The 11,503-nt window shown below is 67.3% G+C and carries 14 protein-coding genes and 3 pseudogenes; 7 read left to right on the forward strand and 10 right to left on the reverse strand.

The window, feature by feature from the left end; all coding sequences use genetic code 11:
• The first annotated feature begins 4 nt into the window (after positions 1 to 4).
• A protein-coding gene (locus tag A37U_RS0112700; RefSeq protein ID WP_420806232.1) for an IS3 family transposase occupies positions 5 to 1,332 on the forward strand; the annotation gives its coding sequence in 2 pieces (ribosomal slippage) (positions 5 to 301 and positions 304 to 1,332; 1,326 coding nt in all).
• Positions 1,333 to 1,362: 30 nt separating this feature from the next.
• On the opposite strand, the pseudogene A37U_RS49615 reads toward A37U_RS0112700, so the two are convergent.
• A pseudogene (locus A37U_RS49615) lies at positions 1,363 to 1,670 on the reverse strand (transposase); the annotation flags it as partial.
• Between the two features lie 60 nt (positions 1,671 to 1,730).
• Here A37U_RS49615 and A37U_RS43415 point away from each other — a divergent pair.
• Positions 1,731 to 1,880: pseudogene (locus A37U_RS43415) on the forward strand (transposase); the annotation flags it as partial.
• Positions 1,881 to 2,130: 250 nt separating this feature from the next.
• On the opposite strand, the gene A37U_RS51450 reads toward A37U_RS43415, so the two are convergent.
• The 4 genes from A37U_RS51450 to A37U_RS0112725 all read right to left on the reverse strand — a co-directional run bounded on the left by A37U_RS51450 (position 2,131) and on the right by A37U_RS0112725 (position 4,289).
• Positions 2,131 to 2,316 (reverse strand): hypothetical protein, encoded by a 186-nt coding sequence (locus tag A37U_RS51450; protein WP_157182791.1) that lies wholly within the window; start codon positions 2,314 to 2,316, stop codon positions 2,131 to 2,133.
• A gap of 127 nt (positions 2,317 to 2,443) precedes the next feature.
• Complete coding sequence (locus A37U_RS0112715) at positions 2,444 to 2,761, reverse strand: DUF202 domain-containing protein (protein ID WP_020497024.1); 318 nt, start codon at positions 2,759 to 2,761, stop codon at positions 2,444 to 2,446.
• Complete coding sequence (locus tag A37U_RS0112720; protein WP_020497025.1) at positions 2,758 to 3,159, reverse strand: YidH family protein; 402 nt, start codon at positions 3,157 to 3,159, stop codon at positions 2,758 to 2,760. Before A37U_RS0112720 ends, A37U_RS0112715 begins: the two co-directional genes overlap by 4 nt.
• Entirely contained in the window at positions 3,156 to 4,289 is a 1,134-nt protein-coding gene (locus tag A37U_RS0112725; protein WP_240437571.1) for a sulfite oxidase, read from the reverse strand. The genes A37U_RS0112720 and A37U_RS0112725 overlap by 4 nt, the downstream gene beginning before the upstream one ends.
• 141 nt (positions 4,290 to 4,430) lie before the next feature.
• Here A37U_RS0112725 and A37U_RS0112730 point away from each other — a divergent pair, with 141 nt between their 5' ends.
• Positions 4,431 to 5,339 (forward strand): LysR family transcriptional regulator, encoded by a 909-nt coding sequence (locus tag A37U_RS0112730; protein WP_020497027.1) that lies wholly within the window; start codon positions 4,431 to 4,433, stop codon positions 5,337 to 5,339.
• Here the strand turns inward: A37U_RS0112730 and A37U_RS49620 are convergent.
• Positions 5,336 to 5,833 (reverse strand): IS5 family transposase, encoded by a 498-nt coding sequence (locus A37U_RS49620; protein ID WP_083933440.1) that lies wholly within the window; start codon positions 5,831 to 5,833, stop codon positions 5,336 to 5,338. The genes A37U_RS0112730 and A37U_RS49620 overlap by 4 nt on opposite strands.
• Positions 5,834 to 6,093: 260 nt before the next feature.
• On the opposite strand from A37U_RS49620, the gene A37U_RS0112735 reads away from it, so the two are divergent.
• A complete protein-coding gene (locus A37U_RS0112735; protein WP_020497028.1) occupies positions 6,094 to 7,299 on the forward strand; it encodes an IS110 family RNA-guided transposase in 1,206 nt (401 codons plus the stop codon).
• A gap of 6 nt (positions 7,300 to 7,305) precedes the next feature.
• Here the strand turns inward: A37U_RS0112735 and A37U_RS49625 are convergent.
• Both A37U_RS49625 and A37U_RS43420 read right to left on the reverse strand, forming a co-directional pair.
• Positions 7,306 to 7,659 (reverse strand): annotated as a pseudogene (locus A37U_RS49625) (IS5 family transposase); the annotation flags it as partial.
• A 13-nt stretch (positions 7,660 to 7,672) separates the two neighbouring features.
• Positions 7,673 to 8,287 carry a methyltransferase domain-containing protein gene (locus tag A37U_RS43420; RefSeq protein WP_240437572.1) on the reverse strand — a complete coding sequence of 205 codons (615 nt, stop codon included), beginning with the start codon at positions 8,285 to 8,287 and terminating at the stop codon, positions 7,673 to 7,675.
• Positions 8,288 to 8,460: 173 nt separating this feature from the next.
• On the opposite strand from A37U_RS43420, the gene A37U_RS0112745 reads away from it, so the two are divergent.
• The 3 genes from A37U_RS0112745 to A37U_RS0112755 all read left to right on the forward strand — a co-directional run bounded on the left by A37U_RS0112745 (position 8,461) and on the right by A37U_RS0112755 (position 9,947).
• Complete coding sequence (locus tag A37U_RS0112745; RefSeq protein ID WP_020497030.1) at positions 8,461 to 8,712, forward strand: hypothetical protein; 252 nt, start codon at positions 8,461 to 8,463, stop codon at positions 8,710 to 8,712.
• Positions 8,713 to 8,937: 225 nt separating this feature from the next.
• Positions 8,938 to 9,474, forward strand: coding sequence for a DddA-like double-stranded DNA deaminase toxin (locus A37U_RS51455; RefSeq protein ID WP_240437573.1), 537 nt, complete (start codon positions 8,938 to 8,940; stop codon positions 9,472 to 9,474).
• Positions 9,471 to 9,947: an Imm1 family immunity protein gene (locus tag A37U_RS0112755; protein WP_020497032.1), complete on the forward strand. Its 477-nt coding sequence runs from the start codon at positions 9,471 to 9,473 to the stop codon at positions 9,945 to 9,947. Before A37U_RS51455 ends, A37U_RS0112755 begins: the two co-directional genes overlap by 4 nt.
• Positions 9,948 to 10,118: 171 nt before the next feature.
• Here A37U_RS0112755 and A37U_RS0112760 read toward each other — a convergent pair whose 3' ends face one another.
• Together A37U_RS0112760 and A37U_RS0112765 are read right to left on the reverse strand one after the other, a co-directional pair.
• A complete protein-coding gene (locus A37U_RS0112760; RefSeq protein WP_157182793.1) occupies positions 10,119 to 11,054 on the reverse strand; it encodes a DUF2637 domain-containing protein in 936 nt (311 codons plus the stop codon).
• The coding region (locus tag A37U_RS0112765; protein ID WP_240437574.1) for a hypothetical protein at positions 11,051 to 11,503 on the reverse strand (453 nt) is incomplete at its 5' end. The genes A37U_RS0112765 and A37U_RS0112760, both read right to left, overlap by 4 nt.

Consider the following 11,503-nt stretch of genomic DNA (forward strand, 5'->3'; position numbering starts at 1 on the left):
AAGGATGCGGAGCGTGGCGGCACCGAAGAAGTACAGCGATGAGCTGCGTGAGCGGGCGACGCGGATGGCGTTGGACGCGATCGAGGCCGAGGGGCAGCGGATGGTGGCGATCCGGCGGGTCGCGGGTCAGTTGGACGTGCATCCGGAGGCGTTGCGGTCGTGGGTCAAGCGTGCCGAGGTCGACGCGGGCACGGCGCCGGGCCGCACCAGCGGGGACGCGCGGCGGATCGCGGAGTTGGAACGCGAGAATCGTGAATTGCGGCGGGCGAACGAGATCCTGAAGACGGCGTCGGCGTTTTTCGCCGCGGCGGAGCTCGACCGCAAAACCAAGTAGCCCCTGCGGCTTCCGGCGAGTTTCGCCAGGTGCCGCTCGCAGTGGCCATCGCCTATATCGATGCCTACCGTGAGCAGGTAGTCGAGGGTAAGAAGCTCGGGGTCGAGCCGATCTGCGCTGTGCTGAACGAGGCGGGAGTGCGGATCGCCCCGAGAACGTATTGGGCATCCAAGAAACGTGCCCCATCGAAAAGGGCGGTGCGGGACGAGGAACTGAAAACAGAGATCCAGCGGGTGTTTCACGAGAACTACGGCGTGTATGGCGCGCGGAAAATCCATGCTCAGCTTCGGCGGGAAGGCGTCGGAGTGGCGCGCTGCACCGTGGAGCGGCTGATGCGCCAGACGGGCTTACAGGGGCTGCGGCGTGGCCGGCGACCTCGCACGACGGTGGCCGACGGTGCGGAGCTGACGGCGGCGGATCTGGTCGAGCGGTCGTTCACCGCTACCGGCCCGAACCGTTTGTGGGTTGCTGACATCACCTATATCCGCACGTTTTCGGGGTGGGTGTATGCCGCGTTCGTGATCGATGTCTATTCCAGGATGGTGGTCGGCTGGCAGGTATCAACCTCGCTGCACACGAATCTGGCGTTGGACGCGCTGGAAATGGGGATCTGGGCCAGGAAACGAGCCGGCCACGACGTGACCGGCCTGGTTCACCATTCCGACCGTGGAGTGCAGTATCGCGCGATTCGCTATACCGAGCGGCTCGCCGAGGCCGACGCGGTCGCATCCGTGGGCTCTCGTGGTGATTCCTACGACAACGCGATGGCCGAAGCGTTCAACTCGCTCGTGAAAGGAGAGTTGATCCACAACCCGGTATCCCGCGGACGCGGGTGGTATTCGATTCGGGATGTCGAGATCGCCGTGGCCGAATACGTCGACTGGTACAACCACCGGCGCGTCCACGGCCAACTTGGCCAGTACACCCCGGCCGAGGTCGAGTCCGCCTACCAGGCGGCAGGCTACGATCACACCATCAAGCCCACACGGGCCAGATGACAAGGCACAACGCCTGCATCAAACCCGGGGCGCATCAGAGACCCCAACTGCCAGCGGCAGGCCGGCCTGATCAGTCACAAGGTGAATCTTGGAGCCGGCCTTCCCGCGATCGACCGGGCTGGGCCCGGTCATTGATCCCCTTTTTTGGCGCGAACAGTGGCAGCGTCGAGTACGGCACGAGCCCACTCGATCTCGCCCTGAGCTCCGAGCTCGTCCAGCACGGCCTGATGCAACCGGCGCCAGAGCCCCGCTTCGGTCCACTGCTGAAACCGACGATGGGCCGTCGGAACCGTGACTCCGAACGACGGCGGGAGATCCCGCCACCCACACCCGCTGCTTTAGGAGCTCTTAGACGGCGTCTCATGTGGATGATCGAGGGTCTGGCATGATCACACTCGATGGATGATCGGTTGTCGCAGAGGTTGGTGCCGGACGAGTTGTGGGAGTTGGTGCACCCGTTGCTCCCGGAGTTTTCGGCGCGACCGCAGGGTGGAGGGACTGCTCCGGCGGATGATCGAGCGGTGTTCACCGCCATCGTGTACGTGCTGATTAGACACGACGGATCGTCGACATCGACCTGGCCAGCCAGCCGCTCGACGATCTGCCAGGGCACCTCCAACGAATCCGGCAAGAACCGGCCGATCATGCGCACCGTCACCATCCGGCACCGCACGCTGACCTGCGATCAAGACAGCGTTCAATTTCGCACGGCTTTCCCCAGACCCCGGAGTGGTGAGCCATGAACGGCGGCAAGATCGCTCCCGACCGGCACCCACACAACGCCATGAGGTCGTGCTTCTACCGCGGCACCGAGTACATGAACTCGGCTTCGGCGACGACCTGCGAGCAGCAGCACGAGAGGAAGTCCTGATAGCCACGGACACCGAGATCACGCACGCGCTGTGGAAGCGCTCCTGGTTGGTTGGTGGAACGGCGGCGCCAGTGGAACGGCAACGTCACCACCTGGTGCGGCCTGGTGTTCAAGAGGGCGACTCCTACGTGTTCGCCACCGTCACCTGCCCGGCCTGCAAGCGAGCCAAGAAGAACGATAAGTGACCGCGCTCTGACCCCCACCCCGAGCGCTACGGCGCCCCGGTCCCGGTGCTTGTCTCTAGGCAATCAGGGCGATTCCGGTGAGGCTGGCGAGCAGCATGATGGCGACGCCGAGCACCGGGACGCCGACGGACGCGGCGAGCGGCGCGGGCAGGGGTTCGCGCCGTATCTGAACGGTTCGGTGGCGACCGTAGAGCGCAGTGGCGGCCGCGATGAGCAGGGCGAGCGCGGCGGGGACGAGCGCGACGGTCACGGTGAGATGGCTCAGTTCGCGTTCCGCGAGCAGGGCCGCGTTGGCCGCGGCCCCGAGCGAGGTACGGCTCCAGGCAAGCCCGGTGCGCTCGGCCTGCAGCCCGGCGTCGGACGGGGAGCTCACGAGGCTCCTCGCAGCACGATGAGCACCAGACTGAACAGTGCCAGCACGACCAGGCCGGCCGCGAGCACCCAGGGAATGCGCTGGCTCGGCAGCGGCCGACCCCGCCCGATCGCGTTCTCGACGCTGCGCCAGCGCAGCACCCCGGAGCCGGCCGCGACAACCGCCAACGCAGCCAACAAACCGCCGGTGATCCCGCGGGCGGCGGGGATCGAGAAGGCGGGCACGAGTTGCACCACGGCAACCCCAGCGGCCAGCAGCGACAGCGACGTGCGCAACCACGCCAGGAAAGTGCGCTCGTTGGCCAGGGTGAACCGGTAGTCCGGCCCGTCGGACGTCCCGGCGGTCGAGGCCTCCGCTCGGGAGGTGCGGTAAGGCTCGGGGTGATCGGGGGTCGTCATGAACCCTCCGGGCTCTCGGCGTCGCGCAGGTCGTTGTCGGCGACGACGGTGACAGTGACGGTGGGCCAGGAGTTGTTGATGTAGCCCTTGGGGTTCCACACGGTGGCCGGGTGTTCGGGTTGAACCGCGGCGGTGCTGTCCCACGCCCGGGCGGTGATCTGGACGGGGCCGGCCGGGACGTGGAGGCTGGTGTGCCAGAACCGCCAGCTCCAGGGGCTGGGCTGGGCCTCGAGATCGGCCTGGACCCAGGTGGCGCCGCCGTCGGCGGTGACATCGACCCGGACCACCTCCCGGTCGTCGCCGGCGAACGCGTACCCGGTCACGACGACGGGACCGGCGGCGAGGTGTTCGCCGTCGTCGGGAGTGAGGATCTCCGAGTTCAGCGCGACCGGGCCCAGAGCGACCCCGTCACCGGCCTGGATGCGCTCGGTGTCGGTGTCGGCGGGCAGCAACCGGTAGGCGCCTTGCTGGAAGAAGTTCTGCGAAGGCCGGTCCTGGGCCGTGATCCGCTCCACCCACTTGACGCTGCGGGCACCGATGAACCCGGGGACCACCACCCGGACCGGGGCGCCGTGCGCAGTACTCAGCGGCTCACCGTTCATCTCCCAGGCCAGCAAGACCTCCGGGGCGGTGGCCTTGATCGTGGGGATCGATCCGCCATAGGCCTGGGTCGGCTCGGCTTCCGGGGCGATGTCGGGCGCCTCGAAGGCGATGTCGGTCGCCCCGGGAGCGAGGCCTGCGGCGGTAAGCACGTCGGCCAGGCGCACCCCGCGCCAGACGGCGGTGGACGTCGCGCCCGCGCCCCACGGATGCTGGCCGGGGATGTCGCGATAGGCCATCAGCCCGGCGCGGCGGTTGCCGGCGCACTGCAGGGTAGCCGTGACCTCATGGTGGGCGAACCTGGTCTGGAGCTCGTCCAGCGAGAGCTCGACGGGCTGCTCGACCAGCCCGTCGATGCGCAGCCGCCACGACGTCGCGTCGAGGCGGGGAATCGTGCCGTGGTTGCGCCCGTAGAACGTCTCCACCGGCGTGATCACGTGCTCGGCCAGCGCCGCTCGCGGCGGTTCGGCGTTGTAGGGCTCCTGCTCGTGCACGATCATTCCGGGGCGCTTGACCGGCGTGCTCTGCACACTGCTCACCTCCCTCACCGGAGTGAAGCCCCCGGTCTCGTCGGTTGCTCTCCCAGACCAGGATACGGCCGCCGCCTGCGACCCGGTAGGCGACGCCACCAGGGATACCCTTAAGTTGTGGTTATGACATTGTCGCCGCGAGTGGTCGACCTCGCGCCCTTCGACCTGCTCCTCTCGGTCGCCGAGACCGGCAGCATGGGTGCCGCTGCCCGCCGACACGGCATCAGCCAGCCCGCGGTCAGCGCCCGACTGCGCACCCTCGAGGCCTCAGTCGGATTTCCGCTGCTCAAACGCTCCCCACGCGGCGCCCACCTCACCGACGCCGGCGCCCTGGTCGCGCACTGGGCCCAAGCCGCCGTCGACGCCGCGGCCCTGCTCGACGAGGGCCTCGGCGCGGTCCGCGCCGAAGCCACCAGCCGGCTGCGCGTCGCGGCCAGCCTGACCATTGCCGAGTACCTCCTGCCCCGCTGGCTGATCGAGCTGCGGACGTCGCTGCCCGACACCACAGTCGCGCTGACGTCCCACAACTCCACCGACACCGCCGAGGACATCCGCCACGGCACCGCCGACCTCGGCTTCGTCGAAGGCCCGACCCCGCCCCCCGACCTCGACTCTCGCGACGTCGCCCACGATCAACTCACCGTGGTCGTCGGCCGCGACCACCCGTGGCGCCGACGCCGCCGGATCAGCCCCGCCCAGCTCGCCGCGACCGCGCTGGTCACCCGCGAGCAGGGCTCGGGAACCCGTACGTTTCTCGAACAGGCGCTCAAGGATGTCGGGCACCCCGCATGCGAAACGCCTGCGCTCGAGCTCAGCTCCACCACCGCGATCAAGAACGCCGCGACCCAAGGAATCGCCCCCGCCGTGCTCAGCTCGCTGGCCGTCACCACCGAACTCGCCGCCGGCAGCCTGACCGCCCTCCCCGTCACCGGCCTCGACCTCCACCGCACCCTGCGCGCGGTCTGGCCGGCCAATCAACGACTGACCGGCCCCGCCCGAGAGCTCCTCACCATCGCCGCCCGTCGACGCACCAACCGGCCCCGCCACTAGGCCGTGTCCTGTAAGTCGTTACGTAGCCAGAGGATGGTGGCGGCGATGGTGATTTCGGCTTGATAGTAGGCGGCCCGTTTGGCGTAACGAGTAGCCAGTCCGCGGAACTGCTTGAGTCGGTTGAAGCAGCGTTCGACGACGTTGCGGTGGGCGTAGAGGGTTGCGTCGAAGGCCGGCGGTCGTCCACCCCGAGAGCCTTTGCTGTGACGGTGGGCGATCTGGTCGGCCCGTTCCGGGCTCGTGAATCCGACCCCACGTCGCCGCAGCGCAACCCGTGTTGAAGGGTGCGAGTAGGCCTTGTCGGCGACGACGTTGTCCGGCCGCTTGCGCGGACGCCCTGGGCCGGGCCGCGGTATCGCGATGTGCTCCAGCAGCGGCAGCAGTTGTGGGTTGTCGCCAGCTTGGCCCGGGGTGAGCCGAATCGAGATCGGCAGCCCGCGTCCGTCGACAGCGAGGTGGATCTTGCTGGTCAGTCCTCCTCGGGACCGCCCAATCCCTTCGCCCTCGCAGGCGAGGTCATCGACCCATCCGGTGGCACAGCCCCGTTACGTTCTTCGTGGTCCCCGACGGGGACTGCTGGCCTCCAGGCTCGGTATGACTTGAGCCCCTTGTCTGTCATGATCGAAAAGGTGGTGTCGCCGAGTCTGGTGGTACTGGTTGACCACTGATAGAGGAATGACCACCTGTGGGTAGGTCTGCGTAACGTGGATGCTGGCGGCTGGTGCCAGGCAGGTCAGCTCGCAACGAGCTGAGGATGACCATGACGGTGAGCACCGACGCGATCGCCGTGTTTTGTGGCCTGGACGTGGGCAAGGGCCAGCATCACGCGACCGCGCTGAGTCCGGATGGAAAACGCCTGCACGACAAGGCATTACCCAATACCGAACCTGGCTTGCGGGAGCTGTTCACCGCGCTGGCTCAACACGGGCCGGTACTGATAGTGGTTGACCAACCGGCCTCGATCGGTGCCCTGCCCCTGGCGGTGGCCCGCACCGTGGGCTGTCAGATTGGCTATCTTCCCGGGCTGACGATGCGCCGGCTCGCGGACCTGCATCCTGGGGAGAGCAAGACCGACGCGCGGGACGCCTTCGTCATCGCTGACGCCGCACGCACTTTGCCACACACGCTGCGCTCGATCGACACCGATGACGAGACCGCGGCCGAGCTGACGATGCTGACCGGCTTCGACGAGGACCTCGCCGCCGAGTCCACCCGGCTTCGGAACCGGATTCGCGGGCTGCTGACCCAGATCCACCCGAGCCTGGAACGCGTGCTCGGCCGCCGACTCGACCATCCGGGCGTTCTGGCGCTGCTGGAGGCCTTTCCCACACCGACGACGATGGCCGCAGCCGGGCGTGATGCGTTACTGGAGGTGGTCAAACCCCATGCGCCACGCATGGCCGAGCGTCTGGTCACCGACGTGCTCACCGCACTCGACGAACAAACCGTCGTGGTCGCCGGCACGTCCGCGGCAGCGACCATCCTGCCGCACCTCACGAGCTCGTTGCGATCGATCCTCCACCAACGCGACACCGTCGCCGCGCAGGTCGAACACCTGCTGGAGGAACACCCTCTTTCCCAAGTCCTGACCTCGATGCCTGGCATCGCGGTCAGGACCGCCGCCCGCATCCTCGTCGAGATCGGCGACGGCAGCGGATTCCACAACGCTGCACACCTGGCCGCCTACGCCGGCCTCGCCCCGGCCACCCGCCGTTCCGGCAGCAGCATCCGCGGCGAAAACCCCTCCCGCCGAGGGAACAAGCAGCTCAAACGAGCCCTGTACCTCTCCGCCTTCGCCGCCCTGCGCGACCCCCAATCACAGGCCTACTACCAGCGGAAACGCAGCGAAGGCAAACACCACGTCGCCGCACTAACCTGCCTGGCCCGCCGCCGCGTCGACGTCCTGTTCGCCATGCTCCGCGACCACACCCTCTACCAACCCACACCGATCACCGCTTGACCTCACCCATAGAGGCACCTTTTTCCGGGCTCCAGCAGCGTGCTGATGGGCCCGGATGTGGCTGGAGTCGACGCTGACCGTCCAGTCCAGGACGCCGACGGCGTCGTCTTTGGTGATCGTTTCGTTGAGGATGCGATCCCACGTGCCATCAGCCGTCCAGCGTCGTAGCCGTTCATGTGCCGTTTTCCACGGTCCGTAGCGCTCGGGCAAGTCCCGCCATGGTGCTCCGGTCCGCAACTTCCACAGGATCGCGTTGATCACCTGCCGGTGATCTCGCCATCGACGACCACCACCGGAAACGGCTGGTAGCAATGGCTCAATCCGCGACCACGCCCGATCCGTCAGCTCACCACGTCCCACCACACAACCATGATCACCCACCAAGATCACTTACAGGACAGGGCCTAGTCAGTTCCGGTGGAATATCCCAGAATCCGACCGTCACCAGGATGGCGTCGAAGGGGCCTGTGCCCGGGAGGCCATGCTCGGCGTCGCCGCAGGCCACCCGCACGCGTGAGTAGCCGGCTGCGTCGAGGAACCTATGCGCACGATCGGTGATCTCAGGATCGATATCCATCGTGGTCACGCTGCCGGTCTTGCCGACCAGCTCGGCCATCATGGCCGCATTGACCCCGCCCGAGCCGACCTCCAGGACGTGCATCCCAGGCTGAATGTTGGCCTGTTCAAGCATGAACGCCTGGATCTGTGGTGCAGAGATCGAGCTGGTAGGGGCTCCATGCTCGTCGTATTTGGTCTTCACCGCAGTCGTCGGCGCGTAGACCTCGTGCAGCGGGACGCCGGGCGCGAAGACATGGCGGTCCACCTGAGCGAACGCCGTGGCGACACGATCGGAGCGAATCGCGTTCATCCGCCACAACTCATCGATCATTGCGGCGCGCAACACCTCTGGATGATCTTGTTCTGGCTCGGCACCCCTGGTGACGCAGCTTTGTTGTGTGCTCCTGTCCTCTCCCGGAACTGTGGTCACCCGACTACTGTCCAATCGCTCGACGTGCCTCTTCCTGGTTTGCGGCAGACATCGTGGTCTCCGTCGTCTGCGCTGCGTGCGCCACTATCCACCCAGGCCCCGACAGTTTTGGATGAACCGGAAGCTTCGAGCGCCGATCACGCACTGTCGGGGGGTAGGTACATGATGTGCGCATGTCGGTAGCGGAACTGCGGACGCACTTGGCGAACTTGGCCGCGCAACTTCCCGCGTCTCAACTCTCCGCCGCCCGCCGGGACCTTGACGTCTCCCAGGCTGGTCTGGCCGAAGCATGGCGCGGCAGCGATCACCCCTCAGCCCAGGAAGCACAGGCGGCGGCGTCCGCCGCGGCGAACCACCTCGCCGACATCATCGCTGCCTTGGAATGCGTGGCCGAGGACATCTATGCGTACACCGAAGGTCTATGAGCAGTGTCGACGCTTACCGAGACCATCGCGAAACTCCGCACAGCCCTCGGTGTACTGCCCGAGAGTGCAGTTCAACAGGCGCACGAACAGCTAGCCGATGATCTTGTTCCGCAGCTCGCAACGTTGACCGCGGGGACCAGTCAGGATAGCCGCCTGGCTGCGGCATACACCCGCATCGCGGAATTGTCGGCTGAGCTCGACCAGGTCCGGAGCCTCCTGCAGGTCGTGCGGCGACACACCGAGGGGTGGATCAGCGAACACGGTGGCGCTCCTCCGGCCTCCGCGCCACCGTCCCCGTCGGCAGCATCGTCCAGTGGTACAGGGCGAACGGTCGCGGAGCGCGTCGCCGCCCATCGCGCCCGGTTGGAACATCCCTGGCCCTACGGCAAGCCCCTCCAGGGGTGGCGGCTAGCGGGCAGCGGCGGTACGGGCGATCCGGAACTGACTAGCGGCACCAAACTGGCATCCGGACAGACCGATCCTGCATACACGGCCGCGGTCGAACGCGCTCGCGCACTCGGGCTCGCACGCGGAGGCTTCGTGCCCGACATCGCCCGACACATCGAGATCAAAGAAGCCTCCACGATGGCCTCAGGCGAGACACGCACGATCGTGATCGGCAAGGACCCCTGCGGTATCGACCCGGTGACCAACGTCAGTTGCCACCGGTTCCTTCGCTACTTCCTCCCATCCGGTGCCACACTCGTCGTCTACGGTCCCCGCGGGGAGCCGTATCGCTACGAAGGGAAGCGCACGTCGTGACGATCCAAGCCCAGTACTGGGTCCACGAACCCGGCCAGCCGCCAGCGGAGCGCGTCACCGAGCTGGCCACGCCCGAGCATGTCCGCGAGTTCGTGACGCTGCTGTCCAGCGAAAAGGTCAGCGATGCCCTGCTCACCCACAAGCAGCGCCCGCGGATGGAGACGCTGATCCCGGACGAGGACGATCCCGAGGCGTTCCTGACCGTGCCGGACCACTCTGTGATCATCGGCGTTCACGGTGACCGCGGCGCGCTCTCGTACCAGGGCAACGACGGCCACGGCACCGAGCCGGTCCACCTCTACAGCCACGGAGACAGCCCCGAGCAACCAGTCATCTACGAGACCGACGAGTTTCCCCCGCGCTGCGAGGTCCCCACCGACTCGCTTGTTGAGGCGCTGGTGGAGTTCCTGCAGACCGCCACGCGTCCCCTCACGTTGGGCTGGCAACCCGCACGCGACTCCGCCCCCCAATGATCCCTTCGCGAAGCGGGTGCCGCCGGGCGTCGATCGAACGGATGTGCGAACATCGCGATTCGAGCGAATTGCAAGCGGACGGGGAGGCTTCGTGGCGGTCAAGATCGTGCACATCACACGGTCGCAAGAAGTGCGGTTTGGTGATCGGACTACGGCCGAGCACTACGCCGCTCAGTACGGCGGGCTTGAGGCTTGGCGGGTGGTGCCGGTCCCTGGCGGACATCTGCCCGACGGGTGCCAAGCAGGCAGCCGGGAGTCCCACCGCCGTTGATCTTGCGATGACGCTCGACTCATTCCGGACGGTGCTCCTTCCACCGCCGCCAGCACCGTTCCGGGTTGGCGATGCTGGCGGATGTGGTGGGTGAGGGCGCGGGCTCGTGTCGAGCCGATGCTGAGTTTCCGGCGGAGTGTGTCGGCTGAGATCGTGCGCTGGTAGAGGTTCCAGTGCTCGGCGTCGAGCCGGTATGCCTCTTCGCGCAGTGGATCATCGTCCGCTCCGTGCGGTGGCTCCGAGTCAGCTTCGGCACTGTTGGTTCTGTGAGCAGGCACGTTGTTCACTACCGTGCGCAGCGCTGGCGCCCCCTCAGGCTCTTCGGAAGTGTCCAGTGCTGAACTGGCGTCGCCTGGGGCCGTCAGGGACGGTTGAGGGGGTGCGGGCTCGCCGGACTCATGAACGTCCTCCCGTACCGTCTCCGCGCGGCGGCGCTTGATCGCTTGGTTGAGGAGTTCGACCGAGAGCAGCAGCGCGAGGGGTGGGCAGGCGGCGACGGCGATGGAGAAGGCGTTCAGCTCGGGCGCGGAGGCGATGTTGGCGCACAGCGAAAGCCCAATGCCGAGGGCGAACGACAGCCACGCCTTCCACCGCCCGGTGGCGCAATGACGGTGGCCCGCCTTCCACAGCTCGATCGTGGCCATCGTCAACAACCCGTCGACGATGAGCGGCCAGAGGGTGGCGGTGGTCTCGTCGGCGCCGAACCGCAGCGCGAATTCGCGGCCGTGCCGGTAGGAGACGTAGGCCGCGCCCACGGCCACTAGCAATGTGCACGCGCACTGCAGGTGCAGCGATCGATCGGGAGCGGGGCTGGCTGTGGAGGGAGTGTTGGTCATCGGGCGTCACCTGCCCGGGGCTGCCCGTGGGTGTCGCGGATCGGGACGCCACGTTCGTGCAGGCGCTGGCGCACGGTGCCGGCGGCGACGTCCATGCGTGCGGCGATCCGGGCCAGCGACCACCCCTGGTTGTAGAGGCGGACGGCGTCGTCGATCTGCTCGGCGGATAGACCACGTCGGCGCATCGAGACACCGTGACGGTGCAGGATGGCGCTGACGGTGCGGCGCTCGATGCCGAACTGGTCGCCCAGCTCGTAGACGGTGGCGCCGGACTGGTAGCCCTTGATCAGTTGCTGCACTTGGTCGTCGGGGAGGCGCCGGGTGCGGCCGGGCTTTGCCCGCTTCGGTGACGGTTGGGGCGGTGTAGCCAGGTCCGGCAACTTCGTCCGCAGTGTTTCCAGGGCGCTGACCTGGGCCATTGTGTTCGAGTAAGCTCCCCCAACCTCCAC

This window comes from Sciscionella marina DSM 45152, assembly GCF_000379465.1.
GTDB classification, from domain to species: Bacteria; Actinomycetota; Actinomycetes; order Mycobacteriales; family Pseudonocardiaceae; genus Sciscionella; species Sciscionella marina.

What these genes read in the sequence shown, in the direction of transcription:
- A37U_RS0112745 (WP_020497030.1), top strand. Translation starts at nt 8,461, where the DNA reads ATGTCGGTAGCGGAACTGCGGACGCACTTGGCGAACTTGGCCGCGCAA.
- A37U_RS0112735 (WP_020497028.1), top strand. Translation starts at nt 6,094, where the DNA reads ATGACCATGACGGTGAGCACCGACGCGATCGCCGTGTTTTGTGGCCTG.
- A37U_RS0112760 (WP_157182793.1), bottom strand. Translation starts at nt 11,054, where the DNA reads ATGACCAACACTCCCTCCACAGCCAGCCCCGCTCCCGATCGATCGCTG.
- A37U_RS0112720 (WP_020497025.1), bottom strand. Translation starts at nt 3,159, where the DNA reads ATGACGACCCCCGATCACCCCGAGCCTTACCGCACCTCCCGAGCGGAG.